This window comes from Vreelandella massiliensis, assembly GCF_900155385.1.
Taxonomy (GTDB): domain Bacteria; phylum Pseudomonadota; class Gammaproteobacteria; order Pseudomonadales; family Halomonadaceae; genus Vreelandella; species Vreelandella massiliensis.
Map to the genome: position 1 here is coordinate 1,367,021 of NZ_LT699745.1, position 17,422 is coordinate 1,384,442.

A 17,422-nucleotide genomic window follows, 5' to 3' on the forward strand; every position below is an offset into this window, starting at 1 on the left:
TTGTCATTCGTCAAGCCTCTCTCTGTGCCGTTCGTCCCGCATCGCTTCCCTTCGGCCTGAGCCTTATGCCTTACCCTAGCAGCGGTTGTAGGGTGACCGCTTCGCCAGGTTCAACGCTTTCGCGTTCATCGGGCACCTCGATCAGGCAGTTGGCGGCGACCATGGAAGTCAAAATCCCCGAGCCTTGCGCGCCGGTGCTGCGTACATAAAGCTTGCCCGAATCGTCACTATGGTAGACGCCGCGAATAAAGTCGCAGCGGTTCAGACGACTGTAGAGCGGTTCATCGGCGATGGCAGTGAGCCGCCTCGGGGGCGATACCGGCTGATGTTCCAAACGCTGCAGAAGCGGCACGACAAATTGTAAAAAAGTGACCATAACCGCCACGGGGTTACCCGGCAATCCCACCAGAGGGGTACGCCTTTTGCCCAGTTGCCCGCAGGCGAGCGGTCTGCCAGGGCGAATCGCCACGCGCCAGAACGCGAGCTGCCCGAGGGCGTGTAGCGCGTCGCGGGTAAAGTCGGCCTGGCCGACGGAAACCCCGCCGCTGGTAAGCACCAGGTCGCTCGTCTGCGCGGCGTGGGCCAGCGCTTCGCGAATCGCGCCGGCGTCGTCGGGCAGAATGCCGAGATCGACCACGTCGGCGCCGTGCTCCTTTAATAGCCCGGTCAACGTGAATCGGTTGGTATCAAAAATCCCGGCGACGGGAAGCGGCTCGCCGGGGGCGGTCACTTCGTTGCCGGTGGAAAACAGCGCCACCCGGGGGCGGCGGTAAACGCGCACCTCGGCAAACCCCAGCGAGGCGATAAGCCCCAGGTGCGCAGCGTCGAGTCTAATGCCTTCGGGGAGGGCAGTGGCCCCTTGACGAATATCCTCGCCGGCTTGGCGCACGTTCTGGCCGCGTTTGACCCGCTCGGGGGCATGGACGATCACGTGATCGTCATGCTCGTCAAGCTGTTCGCGCATGATCACGGTGTCGGTGCCCGCCGGCAGCGGCGCGCCGGTGGTGATGGTAACGCAGCGGCCGGCCGGCACAGGGTGGTCAAGGTGCTCACCGGCAAACACCCTGCCGGAAAGTGCCCAGCGGGTCTGTTCGGCGCTCGCCCAGGCCAGCGCCACGCCATCCATGGCGGCGTTGGTATGTTGCGGCACGTTAATGGGGGCGTGAATGGCCTGGGCCAGGCGCCGTCCGTGGGCGTGAGCGAGCAAAACGCACTCGGTCTCCACCGGCGTTTCCACCAGCGTGGTAAGGGCCGCACGCGCCTCGTCGAGGCTTAACATCCGCTCGCCGAGGTCAAAGCATGAAAGCGGGGAAGGCGAGTTTGTCATAACGCCCCCGCCTTCAGGGCCATTTCCAGGCGCGTTTTTTCCTCGTCGGTATTCAAGTTGGCGAAGGCCGACGCGGCGTCCGGCATGTCGATACGACACCACGGATGGCGTGCGTACCAGCGGTCGATCTTGCGTTCACCTGCTGCCAGCGCGGCGTGAAGATCATCGGCGAGAGTGGTGCGGATCAGCGCCACCACCGGATGCAGGCGCTCGCCGTCGAAGGCGACTCCGATGTCGTTACCCTGAATGCCTTCCACCAGGCGCGCGACCAGATCCCGCGGCAGCGCCGGAGTGTCGCAGGGCGCGATAATCAGCCACGGCGTTTTGGCCGCGCGCAAGCCGCTGTAAATACCCATGAGCGGCCCTTGAAAGCCGCCTTCGGCGTCTTCGATCACGCGGTCGGCGTAGCGGGCGTAGGCATCGACGTTGCGGTTGGCGTTGATGAGGAGCTCCGCCACGTGACCGTGCAGGCGCAGGCTGACATGCTCGACGAGCGGGGTGCCGGCAAACGGCTCTAGCCCTTTGTCGCGGCCCCCCATGCGGCGGCCTTCGCCCCCGGCGAGAATCATGCCGGTGATGTCGCTGGCGGGAATCATGCGCGAGCCTCCTGGGTTACGGCGGTGGATGTCGAAAGCTCCCGAGAGCTGCGCGCTTTGGGCGGGCGCGGTGGAATGGCGTCAAGCGTCAGGCGGCCATCGGCATTGAGCGCCTGAAACGTCTTGCCCTTGGCGCGGGCGATTAGCATGACGCCGAAGCGCTCGGCGAGTTCAACGCCTTTTTGCGTCACGCCCGAACGCGATACCAGCACGCTGATGCCCATCTGCGCGACCTTGAGCACCATCTCGGAGGTCAAGCGCCCGGTGGTGTAGAAAATGTCCGCGTCGTCGCTGTCGGCTTCTTTGAGCCACTGGCGCCCGGCGAGGGTGTCCACGGCGTTGTGGCGGCCCACGTCCTCGACGAAATCTAGCACCTCGGCCTGGCGGCAGAGCGCGCAGCCATGCACGGCGCCGGCGCTGCGGTAGGTGTCGTTGTAGGCGTTGAGATTTTTCAGCAGCGTGTAGAGCGTGGATTGCAAAAGCGGCGTTGCCGGTAGCGCCGTGAGTGAGGTCTGATCGAGCAGCTTGCCAAACACGGTGCCCTGCCCGCAGCCAGTGGTCACGGTACGCTGCCCCAAGCGCTCGTCAAGATCCTCGGGAAGATGGCGCGTGGCGACCGCGGCGGCTTCCACGTCCCAGTCGACCTGCACGGCGATCAAGTCCTCGGCTTGGCGTAAAAGCCCTTGGTTGCGCAGATACCCCACCACCAGGGCTTCTGGGTCATCGCCTAGGCTCATGAGCGTGACGATTTCGCGCTTATTGAGGTACACCGTCAGCGCCCGCTCGGCGGCAATCATTTGCTCGCGGGTATCGCCGTAGGCGTCGACCACCTGCACCTGCGTGGTAGCGGGCAAGCGGGCATGACTTAACGCAATCGCGGGCATCCGACGTTCCTCGCTTTTTTAGTACCTGAGTAAAATTGTCGATATTGACGATGATGGCGCCCTGTGTGCTTACTTGTCTAGCCTGGCGTTTGATTTCACTTGCTGATCGGGAGAGACCGCGTGACGTCTGACAATACACGGCCGCTAAGCGTAGCGCTTGCGGCACAAGAGAAGCAGGTGGGGAAATTCCGCCTGCGCCAGTGGCGGATTGACTCGCTCACCCTTGGCGAACAGGGCCCCTATACGCTGTGGCTGCAGCTAACCATGACCGAGCGCGCGGCCTACCGCTTCAATCTCACATCAACAGCGCCCCGGCTGTTTGTGCGGGCCGGCTTCAGCGGAGAGGATCCAGTGCCTGACGCCATCAGCGCCAGCCAAGACGTTGCCGCCGGCTGGATGGATGGCGAGCAGCAAGTTTTTGAGGCGCCCATGCCGATGGCGATTCAGATATGGCTCGAAGGGTATCTTGCCCGCCACGGTGAGGCGCCCGTGGAGGGGCGCAAGAAAAAGCGCAAAGGCGCCGGTCGCGCCAAAGAGCTGCCGACCAAGGAGAACCCCCAATGAGCCGTTTTGAACGCTGGTCGCGCGCCAAGCGCGGGTTACCCGTTGACGACGAGGTGAAGGGAGAGCACCCCGCCGCTGAAGGCCCGCCGCCTGAAGCACCCGAACCCAACCATCAAGCAGTAGAAGACAACCAAGCAGCAGAAGACAACGAGGCGAGTGAAGCCCCGGCCAAAGAGGTGCCACCCGAGCCCGGGAGTCTCGACCACACCCTACCCGACCCCGATACGTTGGCTGCCGACAGCGATTTCAGCGCCTTTATGGCACCCGGCGTGAGCTCGGCATTGCGGCGAAAAGCGCTGCGGCGGCTATGGTCCACCGGCGACTACAACGTCCGCGATGGCCTCAACGATTACGATCATGACTTCAAGGCGCAGATGAAACCCATGGCGGCCGAGATGGCGGACAAAGTGCGTCAGTGGACCAAGAAAGTGGAGGAGGCGCTGGAGGAGCCCGAGGATAAATCCGCTACCCAGCCACTAGGGGAGCCCGCCGAAGAGAGAACGGCGGAAATAGCGGAGGAGAGCGACGATCGCGGCGAGCCTTACCCAAACGTTGAACAGCCTGAACGTGGAAAACAGGTTGGCAAATAACTCATTTCCGCCATACGCTGTTATAAAAGATTAAGCTAGCATGATAATAAATGTGGCTTATATTAAATAGCTAAAAAATAAATCATAACGATAACAAGAAGACACCTGACCGTGAGAACGCATGAACCAGCACATCGAACTGGCGTCGGTCGACGACGCACGTAACGCCCAGGCGAAAGAGGCGGTGCGTCAGCGCATCTCCTGGCCGATCAACTTAACGCCCGCGAATGTGACTTATCACAGCCGCGGTCATGCGCTTTTGCTCGGCAGCGAGCGCGATACCCGACAAGCCGCGCGGGCTCTGCAGGGGCAGGGCTTGGCCTCATTGACGCTGCTATTTACCGCGCCCAACGCCCCCCAGGCCGACGCTGCCCATAGCGACAGCGATCTGCTCGCGGCCACCGAGGCGCTCACCACGCAAGCGCTCACCCGCGCCCAGGTGGAAAAGCTGCGTATCAGTGGCTATCTGGGGGCGTTCAATGTAACGCTTGATGGCCCGGCCGATGAGGATGAGGCACCGCTCAATCTGGCTCGTGCGTTGATCGAGCGTGACACGTTCGACCTGATCCTCGATCTGAACGCCGCCCCCTGCCTGCCGGTGGATTTGCCGCCGCCGGGCTACGCGGTTGTTGACTGGCAGCAAACAGAGGCGCGCAGCGACGCGCTAACGCAGTTCGCCGACTTGGTCGGTGAGTTCGACAAGCCGCGCTATTTTCAGGTCAATAGCGACCTGTGCGCCCACTCCTCTAGCGGCAATATCGGCTGCACCCGCTGCTTGGAGGTGTGCCCGGCGGATGCGATTTCAAGTCATCAAGGGCGCATAGAGTCGCAGATTGAGATCGACCCCTTTCTGTGCCAAGGCGTGGGCAGTTGCACTAGCGCCTGCCCCACCGGGGCGATCGAGTTTCGCCTGCCCGAAACCCGCCGCCAGCAGGAAACCCTCTCCACCTGGCTTTCCGCCTATCGCGACGCCGGCGGCACCGCCCCCGTCCTGCGCTTTGTTACCTACGACACCCTGGAAGCTGAGCAGCAGGCAGGTGTTGGTAGTGCCGGACACGTGCTGGATGTGCCGCTGGAAGAGCTCGGTGCCGCCGGCCATGATCAGTGGTTGACCGGTCTTGCCGCCGGTGCCAGCGAGATCCGCTTGCAGTATCACGCCAACATGCCCGCCCGTTTAACGGCATTTCTCGATCAGCAGATCGCCCAGGCGCGCACGCTGCTCGAAGCGCTTGGGCACGACGCCGATCGCATACAGCCGCTCGCGGAGGGTGACACCCAGGCGCTGAGCGCCTTGCCCAAGCGCTTACCGCTGACGGAGGCGCCGCTTACGTTTAGCGCCAATGAAAAACGCGCGCGCTTCAACCAAGTGTTGCGTCATCTTTCAACGCTCGGCGCGCCAAGTGGCGAGCGCCACCGCATGCCAAGCGGCGCGGCGTATGGCGCCATCAACGTCGACAGCAACGCCTGCACCCTGTGCTTGGCATGCGTGAGCAACTGCCCGACGCCGGCGCTGAAGGCCGGCAGCGATCAGCCGGCGCTTAGCTTTCTGGAAGCCGACTGCGTGCAGTGTGGCCTGTGCGAGGCGGCGTGCCCGGAAGAGGCGATTACGCTGACGCCCGGATTCTTGGCTGCGCCCGAGCGCACCGAGCGCCATATTTGCCACGAAGAAGCCGCCTTCGCGTGCATCGCCTGCGGTAAGCCGTTTGCCACAGCGAGTACCGTTGCCACGATTAAAGAGAAACTAGCCAATCACCCCTATTTTGCCGGTGACGCCATGGCGCGCCTGGAAATGTGCGAAGACTGCCGGGTGAAAGATGTCTGGCAGACCATGGCTCGTGACCCCAACGCGCAACTGAAGGTGTAAGCGATGAGTGAAGAGAGTGCGGTATCCGGCAACAACACGCTGTCCGAAGAGGGCGCGCTACGGGCCGATATCTATCTGCTTTTGGCGGCGCTTTTGCGCCAGGCACCCAATGTTGAACTGCTTAACTGGCTCGCCGAACTTGACGTCGAGCAAGACGGCACGCGCCTCGCTGATGCTTGGCAACGCTTGGCCGATGCCGCTGCAACAGCAACGCCCGAAGCACTTGAGCGCGCTCACTTCAACCATCTGGTGGGCGTTATCCAAGGCGATATCACCCCTTACGCGTCGTGGTATCGCCAGGGCGAACTGATGGATGCCGCCTTGGTGGCCATACGCCAGGATTTGCGGGTGTTGGGGTTTGAACGCAGCGAACACACCCGCGATCCCGAAGACCACTTGGCAGCGCTATGCGAAGTCATGGCGATGTTGATGGACGCCGATGAGCCCACGCAAGCCACCTTTTTTGTCCGCCACGTAGCCCCTTGGGCGAAAGATTGCTGGGGGGACCTGGCGCGGGTGGATACCGCTTTCTATGCAGCACTTGGCGAGGTAGGCAGTACTTTTATGGAGAGCGAGCAGGCGCGTCTGGTCGCGTTAGCCAGTGAAGCGCCGGTGCGCTTCGTTGAACCATAACCATAGCGCCTGGGCAGATAGCGTCTAACATTAAACAGATAAAAGACCCATAAGCAGATAAAAGACCCATCTAATAAAAAACTAGCATGAAAGAGGAGAGCCCCATGCAGACCTCACACAACCCCGAGCGCCGCCGGTTCATGAGAACCGTGGGCCTAGGCACGGCCGCCGCCGGTGCTGCGGCCGCGGTAGGTCATGTCACCCTGGCCAATGCCGAGACGCCCACCACCAAGCGCGATGATAAAGAATCGGTTAACTACCGTGAAACCGACCATATCCGAGCCTTCTACGCGACGCTGCGTGACTGACGGCCAACGCCAGGAGAATTGCCATGCGTTTAACTCGCAAAACAACCGCCTCTAAAGCGAGCGGTCTGGGCATCAGCCGCCGCCAGTTCTTAAAGCGTAGCGGGGCGGCCACGGGCGGTATCGCGGCGGCCGGCTTCATGGGCGCGCCAATGATGCAGCGGGCCGAAGCAGACGATAAGACCCCGTCGACGCCACTGCTCGACTCTCCGGTCGAGACCAAGCGGACGATCTGTTCACACTGCTCGGTGGGCTGCGGCGTTTATGCTGAAGTGCAGGAAGGCATTTGGACCAAGCAGGAGCCCGCCTTTGACCATCCGATTAACCGTGGTGCCCACTGCGCCAAGGGCGCTTCACTACGCCAGCACGGCCACTCGCCGCGCCGTTTGAAATACCCGATGAAGCTCGTCGGCGGTGAATGGCAGCGCATGAGCTGGGATGACGCCATCGAAGAGATTGGCAATAAGGTGCTGGAACTCTCCGAAGCGTACAGCCCGGACAGCATCTACTGGCTAGGTTCGGCCAAGTTCAATAACGAGCAGGCGTATTTGATGCGCAAGTTCGCCGCGCTTGCCGGCACCAATAACACCGACCACCAGGCGCGTATTTGCCACTCCACGACCGTGGCCGGCGTGGCGAATACCTGGGGTTACGGGGCGATGACTAACTCGCTCAACGACCTGCAAAACAGTAAGTCGATCATGTTTATCGGCTCCAACCCGACCGAAGCGCACCCGATCGCCATGCAGCACATTCTGCTGGCCAAGGAGCGCAGCCACGCCCAGATTATCGTCGTCGACCCCCGCTTTACCCGCACCGCCGCCAAAGCGGATAAGTTTGTGCGTCTACGCCCGGGCTCCGATGTTGCCTTTATCTGGGGGCTTTTGTGGCATATTTTCGAGAACGGCTGGGAAGATCGCGAATACATCAACCAGCGTGTCTACGCCCTGGATGAAGTCCGCGCTGAAGTGGCGAACTTCACCCCCTCAGAAGTCGAGCGCATCACCGGCGTACCTGAAGAGGTGATGTATGACACCGCAAAACGTCTGGCCGACAATCGTCCTGGCTGCATTGTGTGGTGCATGGGCGGCACCCAGCACACCACCGGCAACAACAACACCCGGGCGTACTGCATTCTGGAGCTGGCGCTGGGTAACATCGGCAAATCGGGTGGCGGTGCCAATATCTTCCGCGGCCACGATAACGTACAGGGCGCTACCGACCTGGGGCTGATGTCGCACTCGCTGCCCGGCTACTACGGCCTCTCGGAAGGCGCCTGGAAGCACTGGGCTCGCGTTTGGGATCTGGACTACGAGTGGCTCCAGAGCCGCTTCGACGATACCGAGTATGTCGATGGCAAGCCGATGCACTCAAGTGGCATTACTGTCTCGCGCTGGATCGATGGCGTGCTGGAAGAGGACGAAAACATCTCTCAGCGCTCCAAGCTGAAAGCGATGTTTTACTGGGGGCATGCGGTCAACTCGCAAACCCGCGGGCCGGAAATGCAACAGGCGATGAAGCAGCTGGAAATGATGGTCATCGTCGATCCGTACCCCACGGTGGCCGGTGTCATGCACGACCGCCAGGATGGCGTTTACTTGTTGCCCGCCGCCACGCAGTTCGAAACCACCGGCAGCGTGACAGCGACCAACCGCTCGCTTCAGTGGCGCGACCGGGTCATTGAGCCACAGTTCGAGTCCAAGCCCGACCACGAGATCATGTATCTCCTGTCACAGAAGCTGGGCTTTGCCGACGAGCTGTTCAAGAATATCCGGGTGGAAAACAACGAGCCGGTGATCGAAGACATCACCCGTGAGTTCAACGCCGGCATGTGGACCGTTGGCTATACCGGCCAGAGCCCGGAGCGTTTGAAAGAGCACCAGCAAAACTGGCACACCTTCAGCTTCCGCGACCTGAAAGCCGAGGGCGGCCCCGCCGATGGGGATTACTATGGCCTGCCGTGGCCGTGCTGGGGCACCGCCGAGATGGGCCACCCCGGTACGCCGATCCTATATGACACCAGCAAGCCGGTCGCGGAGGGTGGCTTGACCTTCCGCGCCCGCTTTGGCGTCGAGCGTGATGGGGAGAACATCCTTTCCGATGGCTCCTATAGCGTCGGCTCCGACATCGAGGACGGTTATCCCGAATTTACCGCGCAGATGCTCAAGGACTTGGGCTGGTGGGATGACCTCACCGATGCGGAGAAAGCCGAAGCCGAGGGCAAAAACTGGAAGACCGACCTCTCCGGCGGTATCCAGCGTGTCGCTATCGCCCACGGCTGCTCACCGTTTGGTAACGCCAAAGCGCGCTGTAACGTCTGGACCTTCCCCGACCCGATTCCCAAACACCGCGAGCCGCTTTATACCAGCCGCCGTGACCTGGTCGAGGATTACCCCACTTGGGACGACGTGGCCTCGCACTACCGTTTGCCGACGCTCTACGAAAGCATTCAGGAGAACGACGTCACCGACCGCTACCCGATTATTCTGACCTCGGGCCGCTTGGTTGAGTACGAGGGCGGTGGCGAAGAGACGCGCTCCATGTCTTGGCTTGCCGAGCTGCAGCAGGAGATGTTTGTCGAGATCAACCCGGCTCTGGCCAATGATACCGGCATCCGCGATGGCGACATGGTGTGGGTTGAAGGGGCCGAAGGCGGCCGTGTGAAGGTGAAAGCCCTGGTGACGCCGCGTGTCGCGCGGGAAGTCGTGTTCATGCCGTTCCACTTTGGCGGCATGTTCCAAGGGGAAAGCTTGCATGATCGCTATCCCGAAGGTGCAGCGCCCTATGTACAGGGCGAAGCGGCTAACACCGCCACCACCTACGGCTACGACTCCGTGACCCAGATGCAAGAGACCAAGTGTACGCTCTGCCGGATTGAGCGCGCCTAAGCCCAGACCTGACGTATTAGCGGTGCGGGAGCGATTCCCGCACCGTGAAAGGAGAACACCATGGCGACTATGAAGTTCATGTGCGACGCGGAGCGCTGCATCGAGTGCAATGGCTGTGTTACCGCGTGCAAGAACGCCAACGAAGTCGAGTGGGGCATTCAACGCCGCCGCGTTGTGACCCTAAATGATGGCGAAGCCGACGAAATGTCGATTTCGGTGGCGTGTATGCACTGTGACGATGCGCCCTGCATCGCCGTTTGTCCTACCGAGACGCTTTACCAGCGCGATGACGGTATCGTGCTGCACGATAAAGACCTGTGCATCGGCTGCGGCTACTGCCTCTACGCCTGCCCCTTTGGTGCGCCGCAGTTCCCGCAGGAGAAGGCCTTCGGCGAGCGCGGTAAGATGGATAAGTGCACCTTTTGCGCGGGCGGCCCGGCAGACTCCAAAGAAGAGGAGTACGAAAAGTACGGCGCCAACCGCATCGCCGAGGGCAAGCTGCCGCTCTGCGCGGAGATGTGCTCCACGAAAGCGCTGCTCGCCGGTGACGCGCAGGAAGTGGCCGATATCTTCCGCCAGCGTGTGGTACGCCGGGGACACGAAGATGGCGCATGGTCGAACAATCCGCGCGCTCAGGCCGATAATCTCGCCGTTGACGCTACTCGCAAAGGGTAAAGGGGAGGTGAGTCATGAACGTGTTACATTCAAGCCTATGGCGGTGGTTGTGGCTATCACTCGCGCTGCTGATGGGGCTCGGTATGGCGCAGCTGGCGATAGCGCAGGCTGACCCCGAGCGTGAGATGACCACCGCCGCGCCGGCTATTAGTGCTGACCAGTGGCGTCAGGTCAATAGCGGCGAAACGGGGCCTAACTTTCGCGACACGCGCGCCGATAGCACGTACAACTTGATCAATTCCAGCGGCGAAACCTGGCGCCAGCTGCGCAATCGCTGGGTCTCCCCCTATGGCTTGATCGTCATTCTGGGGATGGCCGGCATGATCACGCTGTTCTACTTGGTGTTTGGACGCAAGCGCCTTGATGAGCCGCGTACCGGCAAGAAGCTTTTTCGCTGGTCGGTGTTTATGCGCTCGCTGCACTGGACGATGGCGACCCTGTTCATCGTGCTGGCGTTGACGGGCCTGAACCTGCTTTATGGCAAGTTTGTCTTCCGCCCGCTATTTGGCGATGCCTTCTGGTCTGCCATGATGAGTGGCACCAAGGTGCTGCACAACTACCTAGGGCCGATTTTCGGCATCCTTTTGTTGGTGCTACTGATCAAGGTGTTTAAAGCCAACTTGCCCAAAAAGCACGACTGGGAGTGGTTCAAAAAAGGCGGTGGCATGATCGGTAAAGGCCATGTGGATGCCGGCTTCGCCAACGGCGGGGAGAAGGTGTGGTACTGGATTCTGGCCACGGTAGGGCTTGCGGTGATCGCTAGCGGTTTCGTGCTCGACTTTCCCAACTTTGGCCAAGCGCGTGACACCATGCAGTGGGCCAATATCATCCACGCCGTTGGCGCGCTCGGCCTCACCGCCGTGGCCCTGGGGCACATCTATATCGGCACCCTGGGTACCGAAGGCTCGCTTGAAGGCATGACCACCGGCTACGTCGACGAGACCTGGGCCAAAGAGCACCACAACCTGTGGTACGAAGAGGTCAAGGATCAGGCGTTGACGGAAGAAGAGGTCGCCGCGCAAAAAGGTGCTAAGGGGACGGGTGATACGGCGTCCTCGCAGCCAAGCTAGGTGACCTTCCCTTAAGTCGGATTTTGTTGACCTTTGACACCGCCTGCGGGCGGTGTCCTTTGTTATGCTCTCAGCACGTTAGTCTCTTTTTACCTCCAGGAGTCACCATGCAACAGTTTGATGATGCAACCCGTACCGAGCTTGAAGCCGCCGCCTTTCGTCGCCTGCTTGAGCACCTTGATAACCATAAGGATGTGCAGAACATCGATCTGATGATTCTTGCCGACTTCTGTCGCAACTGCCTCTCCAAGTGGCTGGTGAGCGCCGCCACCGAACGCGGCGAAACACTCGATTATGAAGCGGCGCGTGAGTACGTTTACGGCATGCCCTACGGCGAGTGGAAGGAGAAGTACCAAAAGCCCGCGACCCCCGAGCAGTTGGCGGCGTTTGAAGCCCGCCAAGCGCAAAAGCAAGCCGGCTCGCCAAAGGAGTAACCGCCGTGAGTGAACCCATGATCCCGTTGAGCGTGGCGGTGTTGACCATTTCAGATACCCGCACGGAAGAGACTGACCGCAGCGGTCAAGCACTGGTGGAGCGTGCCACCAATGCTGGCCACCGCGTGGCGGAAAAGCGCATCGTGCCCGACGATGTCTACCAGATCCGCGCGGTGGTGGCGGCCTGGATTGCCGATCCCGAGGTTCAGGTGATTATCACCACCGGCGGCACCGGCTTTACCGGCCGCGACTCCACGCCCGAGGCGGTCTCCGTGCTGCTCGATAAGCGCATCGAGGGATTTGGTGAGCGGTTTCGCCTGCTTAGCGGCGAGGAGATCGGCAGCTCCACGATTCAAAGCCGCTGCCTGGGAGGACTCGCCAACGCCACGGTGATCTTCTGCCTGCCGGGCTCCACCGGTGCTTGCCGCACCGGCTGGGATGGCATTCTCGCCGAGCAGCTCGATAGCCGTCACAAACCCTGCAACTTTGCCAACTTGGTGATCCCCGAGCGGGGGCAGCATGGCTAATCCAACGACGACGCTGGCGCCGGTTGAAGACGCGCTTATTGCGCTACTGGCGGATATCTCACCGCTGGCAAGCGAGCGGGTCCGATTGCAGGATGCCGCCGGGCGCGTACTGGCGGAAGACGTTAGCGCACGCCTGGACGTACCGGGGTTTGATAATAGCGCCAGGGATGGTTACGCGCTGCGCGCGGCTGACGCCGGCAAGCGCCTGCCGGTAAGCCGGCGGATTGCCGCCGGGATTCACGCCGAGCCGCTCCCGCCGGGTAGCTGCGCACGAATTTTTACCGGCGGTGAAATCCCGCCGGGGGCGGATTGTGTCGTCATGCAGGAGCGCGTGGAGCGCGATGGCGACATCGCCGCGATTCCGGCGGATATTCCAGTGGGCGATAACATCCGCCGGCGTGGGCGCGATGTCCAAGCCGGGGCAACGCTACTGACCGCCGGTGCCCGCCTGGAAGCCGCCGCGCTCGGGCACTTGGCGGGGCAGGGGATCGTAGACGTAAGCGTACGCCGCCGCCCTCACGTCGCGCTTCTTTCCACCGGCGATGAAATTGTCGACCCCGGCCAGCCGCTGGCGCCGGGGCAGCTCTACAACTCCAACCGCCCCATGCTGAAGCGGCTTTTGGAGACGTTTGGCGCCGAGGTGGTGAGCTTGCTCAGCGTGCCGGATGACTTTGCCCAGACCGTGGCGCTGCTGCAGCAGGCCGCCGAAGACGCCGATGTGGTGGTGAGTACCGGTGGCGTCAGCGTTGGCGAGGAGGATCACGTCAAAGCCGCGCTTGAAACCCTGGGCGAGCTCAATCTTTGGCGCTTGGCGATTCGCCCCGGCAAGCCGCTGGCGCTCGGGCGTCTGCCCAATCCTCGCGGCGAGGCGCGCTTTGTGGGGCTGCCGGGCAATCCGGTTTCAAGTTTCGTGGGGGCCTGGCTCTTTCTGCGTCCGCTGATGGGAGCGCTGACAGCTTGCCCGGCGCTGGCGTCGCTACCTGAGATCACCGCCCGCGCAGGGTTTGTCACCTCAACCGGGCCGCGCCAGCACTATATGCGCGTTCGGCTGCGCTTAACGCCAGACGGCGCGGTGGCAAAGGCGTTTGGCGATCAAAACTCGGGAGTGCTCTCCTCCTGCATTGACGCTGACGCGCTGGCAGTCATACCGCCCGAAACGCAGGTCAACGAGGGTGATAGCGTTAAATGTTTGTGGCTTGGCGTCTGAACAGCGAAAAGGTGAGCCGATAGACATCGTCAATCAGAGGTATACTTTGACAGAAGTGATACAAGAGCTTAGTCTCGCGACCCGATGGAACAACGGCAAACGCCAACCTATAAGGACGCTCTATGTTATCGCTCTCATCTTCCGCGTTTTTGCGCTTATTACGCTCGCTGGCGGAGCAGGCCGGGTGCGACACGGGCATGCTCCCCGCTGCAGGCAGCTCAGACCGGCAAACGCTGCGCCACACGCTTCAACGCTTTTTTGATCTGACGCCGGCGCAAGCCGAGGCGTTTTTGCCCGAAAGCGCGGTCACGCTCGATGAGTGGGTGGTCACGCTCAGCGCCGAAAATGCTTCGCTTTCCACCCTGTGGCTTTATGAGCTTGCCGCGGCAGGTGCTTTTCGCTTTGAGCTCCCCGCGCAGCACCCGCACCGCGTTGAGGATTTAGGCGAGGAGGCAAGGGCGCTTGATTCGCTATTAAGCCCGACGGCGACACCACGCACCTTGGTCCACTGGCTGTCACCGCAGACCGCCGAGGGGTTTGTGTTGACCATGCTGCTGCCGGAACAAGCCGAGTGGCGCTCGCTGTCACTGTTTGATCACGCCGGTGCCCTGCATACATTGACGCCGGGCGATGCCGTGGTCACCAGCGCGGACGGCTGGCATCAGTTGGCCCAGCGCTTGCCATCGCTGCCGGTGGGTATCACCGCCATCGCCACCGAGCCGCTGGCGGTAAAAACGTACCGCACGCTGTTGGCCAAAGGGGTGGCGCAGGTGATCGAGTTGCACTGCCAGCCGGAAACCGGGGTGCTCGCCGCGCGCCGCTCACAGCAGGCGCCGTTTGAGCTATTGTCCCACTGGCATCCCACCGAGAGCGATGACTTCCTTCTACGCGTGACAAGCGGTGAGCCGCGAGAAGTGCGGCTGAGTCAGCCGCTTTACTGGGTCGGTGGTCGCCACTTTTTAACCACGCCACCGGCAGAGGCGTCGCCTTCACGGGTTAAGAAGCAGAACGCAGCGCAAAGCCGCGTGACTGCCGCGTGAGGCGAGCCGAGCATCAGCCATCGGCGTTGATTTTGGCGATGATCTCCTTGAGGGTGCTTTCGGCTTTGTCGTTATCGATTTGGCAGGTGCCGGCGTTGAGGTGACCGCCGCCGCCGTATTCAAGGCAGAGCTCGCCCACGTTGGTTTGGCTTGTGCGGTTTAGAATCGATTTGCCGATCGCGAACACGGTATTTTGCTGCTTCAGGCCCCACATGACATGGATGGAGATATTGCACTCCGGGTAGAGCGCGTAGATCACAAAGCGGTTGGTGGCGTAGATGGTCTCTTCATCGCGTAGGTCAAGCACCACCAGGTTGCCGTGGACCTCGGCGCAGCGCTTAATCTGCTCTTTGGCTTTGTCTTCGTGGTCGCGGTAGAGCTCGACACGCTCGCGCACGTCATCAAGGGCAAGGATCTCTTCGATGGTGTGTTCGCGGCAGTAGTCGATCAGCTTCATCATCAGCTGATAGTTGGAGATGCGAAACTCGCGGAAGCGGCCAAGGCCGGTGCGCGCGTCCATGATGAAATTGAGCAGCACCCAGCCTTGAGGGTTGAGGATTTCCTCTTTGCTGAACTGCGCGGAGTCGCCCTTGTCCACCGCTTCCATCATATCGTCCCAGCGCGCGGGGAAGGCGTCGTGGCCGCCGTAGTAGTCGAACACCACGCGGGCGGCGGAGGGGGCATCGGGGTCGATAATATGGTTATCGGCGCGCTCGGTGTTACGCACGGTTTCGCTCAGGTGGTGATCAAAAGCGAGATGGCAACCGGGCACGTAGGGCAGGTTGGTGGTAATGTCGCGCTCGGTGATCTCAATCTTGCCATCCTGCATGTCTTTCGGGTGAACGAAGGTGATGTCGTCGATCAAGTCCAGGTGCTTTAGCAGCGCGCCGCAGACCAAACCGTCAAAATCGCTACGCGTGACAAGACGAAACTTGGGCGAATCGGTAGAAGCCATAAATCATCCTCGAAATCGTGTTCAGTGTGCAATGGCACGGATACTAGGTGAGTTATGAGACGATACCAGCCCTTACGACGTAGGGGAACTTAAGTACAATCGGTTGTGATGTCCATTTCCGGCGTAAGGAGCAGGCGGTGAGCGACCCCATCATTCGTATCGAAGGCCTTAGCAAGACCTTTGCCGGCGGCTTTCAAGCGCTGCGTCACGTGGACCTGTCGATTCAGCGCGGCGAGATTTTCGCCTTGCTCGGCCCCAATGGCGCGGGAAAAACGACGCTGATTAGCGCCGTGTGCGGGCTCGTCTCCCCCACGCGCGGCACGATATGGGTGGACGGTTTCGATAACGTCAAAGCGTATCGCTCCGCCCGCGAACGCATCGGCCTGGTACCCCAGGAGCTAACCAACGAAGCGTTTGAGACGGTGTGGAACACCGTCAGCTTCAGCCGTGGCTTGTTCGGCAAGCCGCCCAACCCGGAGCATATCGAGCGCGTGTTAAAATCGCTGACGCTGTGGGAGAAGCGCAATAACCGGTTGATCACCCTCTCGGGCGGGATGAAGCGCCGGGTGCTGATTGCCAAGGCGCTCTCTCACGAGCCGCGAATTCTGTTTCTCGATGAGCCCACCGCCGGCGTCGACGTGGAGCTTCGCCGCGAGATGTGGGAAGTGGTGCGCGAGCTACGCGAACGTGGTGTCACCATTATTCTCACCACGCACTACATCGAAGAGGCCGAGGAGATGGCCGACCGCATTGGCGTGATCAACCGCGGCGAGATCGTGCTGGTGGAGGAGAAGCACGCGCTGATAGAGAAGCTGGGGCGCAAACAGCTCACCGTACAGCTGTTTGAACCCTTAGAGCGGTTGCCATCGGTGCTTTCCGGTTTTGCGCTAACGCAAAACGAGGCCGGCGACGAGCTGGTGTACAGCTATGAAAGCGCCACCCAGAAAGCGGGGGATGGTGGCATTTCAGCGCTGCTGGCGGCGCTCAATAGCGCCGGTATCGGCGTGAAGGACCTGCATACCCGGCAGAGCTCGCTGGAGGATATTTTTGTCGACTTGGTCAAGGAGCGCGCATGAACCTCTACCCCGTCCGTGCCATTTATATGGCGGAAATGATGCGCACCCGGCGCACGCTGCTACAAAGCGTGGTATCGCCGGTGATTTCCACCTCGCTCTATTTTGTCGTGTTTGGCGCGGCGATCGGCTCGCGGATCGAGCAGATTGGAGGGGTGAGCTACGGGGCGTTTATTGTCCCCGGTTTGATCATGCTGATGCTTCTGACCCAAAGCGTCTCCAACGCCTCGTTTGGGATTTTCTTTCCCAAATTCTCCGGGAGTATTTATGAACTGCTCTCCGCGCCGATTTCCTTTTTCGAGATCGTCGTTGGCTATGTCGGGGCGGCGGCGACGAAATCGGTGCTGCTGGGGGTGATCATTCTGGCCACCGCCCGACTTTTTGTGCCGCTGGAGGTCGCGCACCCGGTCTGGATGCTGCTCTTTTTGCTGCTCACGGCGGTAACGTTTAGCATGCTCGGCTTTATTATTGGCATCTGGGCGGATGGCTTCGACCAGCTCCAGCTGGTGCCGCTTTTGGTGATTACGCCGCTGACCTTTTTGGGCGGTAGCTTCTACTCCATCGATATGCTGCCGCCGTTCTGGCAAGGCGTGACGCTCTTCAATCCGGTGGTTTATCTGGTGAGCGGCTTTCGCTGGAGCTTTTATGGCATCAGCGACGTCAGCGTGGTGGCCAGCGTGACGATGATTCTGCTCTTTCTGCTCGTGTGTCTGGCGACCATCGCCTGGATCTTTCGCACCGGCTACCGCCTTAAGCCCTAAACCCGCCACACCTGGAAACGCTTCACGCT

At 61.2% G+C, this 17,422-nt stretch carries 18 protein-coding genes; 14 read left to right on the forward strand and 4 right to left on the reverse strand.

The window, feature by feature from the left end; genetic code table 11:
* Positions 1-70: 70 nt before the first annotated feature.
* From moeA to BQ9846_RS11055, 3 genes are read right to left on the reverse strand one after another with little or no spacing between them, the layout of a single operon-like run.
* Entirely contained in the window at positions 71-1,327 is a 1,257-nt protein-coding gene (gene moeA, locus BQ9846_RS11045) for a molybdopterin molybdotransferase MoeA (protein ID WP_075881011.1), read from the reverse strand.
* Complete coding sequence (gene mobA / locus BQ9846_RS11050) at positions 1,324-1,923, reverse strand: molybdenum cofactor guanylyltransferase MobA (RefSeq protein ID WP_075881012.1); 600 nt, start codon at positions 1,921-1,923, stop codon at positions 1,324-1,326. Before mobA ends, moeA begins: the two co-directional genes overlap by 4 nt.
* Positions 1,920-2,807, reverse strand: coding sequence for a formate dehydrogenase accessory sulfurtransferase FdhD (locus BQ9846_RS11055; RefSeq protein ID WP_075881013.1), 888 nt, complete (start codon positions 2,805-2,807; stop codon positions 1,920-1,922). The genes mobA and BQ9846_RS11055 overlap by 4 nt, the downstream gene beginning before the upstream one ends.
* A 120-nt stretch (positions 2,808-2,927) precedes the next feature.
* Here BQ9846_RS11055 and BQ9846_RS11060 point away from each other — a divergent pair, with 120 nt between their 5' ends.
* From BQ9846_RS11060 to BQ9846_RS11115, 12 genes are all read left to right on the forward strand, one after another.
* The gene (locus tag BQ9846_RS11060) at positions 2,928-3,371 is read left to right on the forward strand and encodes a DUF3305 domain-containing protein (protein ID WP_075881014.1); all 444 of its coding nucleotides are present in this window, start codon (positions 2,928-2,930) and stop codon (positions 3,369-3,371) included.
* Positions 3,368-3,961: a DUF3306 domain-containing protein gene (locus tag BQ9846_RS11065; RefSeq protein WP_075881015.1), complete on the forward strand. Its 594-nt coding sequence runs from the start codon at positions 3,368-3,370 to the stop codon at positions 3,959-3,961. Before BQ9846_RS11060 ends, BQ9846_RS11065 begins: the two co-directional genes overlap by 4 nt.
* A gap of 121 nt (positions 3,962-4,082) precedes the next feature.
* On the forward strand, positions 4,083-5,825 hold the full coding sequence (locus BQ9846_RS11070) for a 4Fe-4S dicluster domain-containing protein (protein WP_075881016.1): 1,743 nt from the start codon (positions 4,083-4,085) through the stop codon (positions 5,823-5,825).
* Positions 5,826-5,828: 3 nt separating this feature from the next.
* Positions 5,829-6,458, forward strand: coding sequence for a TorD/DmsD family molecular chaperone (locus BQ9846_RS11075; protein WP_075881017.1), 630 nt, complete (start codon positions 5,829-5,831; stop codon positions 6,456-6,458).
* A 104-nt stretch (positions 6,459-6,562) separates the two neighbouring features.
* Positions 6,563-6,766, forward strand: coding sequence for a twin-arginine translocation signal domain-containing protein (locus tag BQ9846_RS11080; RefSeq protein ID WP_075881018.1), 204 nt, complete (start codon positions 6,563-6,565; stop codon positions 6,764-6,766).
* Between the two features lie 23 nt (positions 6,767-6,789).
* Positions 6,790-9,651, forward strand: a complete 2,862-nt coding sequence (locus BQ9846_RS11085) for a formate dehydrogenase subunit alpha (RefSeq protein WP_075881019.1) — start codon at positions 6,790-6,792, stop codon at positions 9,649-9,651.
* A 60-nt stretch (positions 9,652-9,711) separates the two neighbouring features.
* The gene (gene fdh3B, locus BQ9846_RS11090; protein ID WP_075881020.1) at positions 9,712-10,326 is read left to right on the forward strand and encodes a formate dehydrogenase FDH3 subunit beta; all 615 of its coding nucleotides are present in this window, start codon (positions 9,712-9,714) and stop codon (positions 10,324-10,326) included.
* A 14-nt stretch (positions 10,327-10,340) separates the two neighbouring features.
* Positions 10,341-11,396, forward strand: a complete 1,056-nt coding sequence (locus BQ9846_RS11095) for a formate dehydrogenase subunit gamma (protein ID WP_075881021.1) — start codon at positions 10,341-10,343, stop codon at positions 11,394-11,396.
* A gap of 107 nt (positions 11,397-11,503) precedes the next feature.
* Positions 11,504-11,830, forward strand: a complete 327-nt coding sequence (locus BQ9846_RS11100) for a DUF1244 domain-containing protein (protein ID WP_075881022.1) — start codon at positions 11,504-11,506, stop codon at positions 11,828-11,830.
* Positions 11,831-11,835: 5 nt separating this feature from the next.
* On the forward strand, positions 11,836-12,357 hold the full coding sequence (moaB, locus tag BQ9846_RS11105) for a molybdenum cofactor biosynthesis protein B (RefSeq protein ID WP_075881023.1): 522 nt from the start codon (positions 11,836-11,838) through the stop codon (positions 12,355-12,357).
* Entirely contained in the window at positions 12,350-13,564 is a 1,215-nt protein-coding gene (locus tag BQ9846_RS11110) for a molybdopterin molybdotransferase MoeA (protein ID WP_075881024.1), read from the forward strand. Before moaB ends, BQ9846_RS11110 begins: the two co-directional genes overlap by 8 nt.
* A 122-nt stretch (positions 13,565-13,686) precedes the next feature.
* Positions 13,687-14,604, forward strand: a complete 918-nt coding sequence (locus BQ9846_RS11115; RefSeq protein WP_075881025.1) for a dsRNA-binding motif domain-containing protein — start codon at positions 13,687-13,689, stop codon at positions 14,602-14,604.
* Positions 14,605-14,617: 13 nt separating this feature from the next.
* Here the strand turns inward: BQ9846_RS11115 and BQ9846_RS11120 are convergent, their stop codons facing one another.
* Positions 14,618-15,559 carry a DHH family phosphoesterase gene (locus BQ9846_RS11120; RefSeq protein WP_075881026.1) on the reverse strand — a complete coding sequence of 314 codons (942 nt, stop codon included), beginning with the start codon at positions 15,557-15,559 and terminating at the stop codon, positions 14,618-14,620.
* A gap of 137 nt (positions 15,560-15,696) precedes the next feature.
* Between BQ9846_RS11120 and BQ9846_RS11125 the strand changes: the two genes are divergently transcribed.
* Complete coding sequence (locus BQ9846_RS11125; protein WP_075881027.1) at positions 15,697-16,635, forward strand: ABC transporter ATP-binding protein; 939 nt, start codon at positions 15,697-15,699, stop codon at positions 16,633-16,635.
* Positions 16,632-17,393 (forward strand): ABC transporter permease, encoded by a 762-nt coding sequence (locus BQ9846_RS11130; RefSeq protein WP_075881028.1) that lies wholly within the window; start codon positions 16,632-16,634, stop codon positions 17,391-17,393. The genes BQ9846_RS11125 and BQ9846_RS11130 overlap by 4 nt, the downstream gene beginning before the upstream one ends.
* Positions 17,394-17,422 lie beyond the last annotated feature (29 nt).

Coding starts and splice junctions, on each gene's coding strand:
- moeA (WP_075881011.1), bottom strand. CDS start 1,327: ATGACAAACTCGCCTTCCCCGCTTTCATGCTTTGACCTCGGCGAGCGG.
- mobA (WP_075881012.1), bottom strand. CDS start 1,923: ATGATTCCCGCCAGCGACATCACCGGCATGATTCTCGCCGGGGGCGAA.
- BQ9846_RS11055 (WP_075881013.1), bottom strand. CDS start 2,807: ATGCCCGCGATTGCGTTAAGTCATGCCCGCTTGCCCGCTACCACGCAG.
- BQ9846_RS11065 (WP_075881015.1), top strand. CDS start 3,368: ATGAGCCGTTTTGAACGCTGGTCGCGCGCCAAGCGCGGGTTACCCGTT.
- BQ9846_RS11070 (WP_075881016.1), top strand. CDS start 4,083: ATGAACCAGCACATCGAACTGGCGTCGGTCGACGACGCACGTAACGCC.
- BQ9846_RS11075 (WP_075881017.1), top strand. CDS start 5,829: ATGAGTGAAGAGAGTGCGGTATCCGGCAACAACACGCTGTCCGAAGAG.
- BQ9846_RS11080 (WP_075881018.1), top strand. CDS start 6,563: ATGCAGACCTCACACAACCCCGAGCGCCGCCGGTTCATGAGAACCGTG.
- BQ9846_RS11085 (WP_075881019.1), top strand. CDS start 6,790: ATGCGTTTAACTCGCAAAACAACCGCCTCTAAAGCGAGCGGTCTGGGC.
- fdh3B (WP_075881020.1), top strand. CDS start 9,712: ATGGCGACTATGAAGTTCATGTGCGACGCGGAGCGCTGCATCGAGTGC.
- BQ9846_RS11095 (WP_075881021.1), top strand. CDS start 10,341: ATGAACGTGTTACATTCAAGCCTATGGCGGTGGTTGTGGCTATCACTC.
- BQ9846_RS11100 (WP_075881022.1), top strand. CDS start 11,504: ATGCAACAGTTTGATGATGCAACCCGTACCGAGCTTGAAGCCGCCGCC.
- BQ9846_RS11110 (WP_075881024.1), top strand. CDS start 12,350: ATGGCTAATCCAACGACGACGCTGGCGCCGGTTGAAGACGCGCTTATT.
- BQ9846_RS11115 (WP_075881025.1), top strand. CDS start 13,687: ATGTTATCGCTCTCATCTTCCGCGTTTTTGCGCTTATTACGCTCGCTG.
- BQ9846_RS11120 (WP_075881026.1), bottom strand. CDS start 15,559: ATGGCTTCTACCGATTCGCCCAAGTTTCGTCTTGTCACGCGTAGCGAT.
- BQ9846_RS11130 (WP_075881028.1), top strand. CDS start 16,632: ATGAACCTCTACCCCGTCCGTGCCATTTATATGGCGGAAATGATGCGC.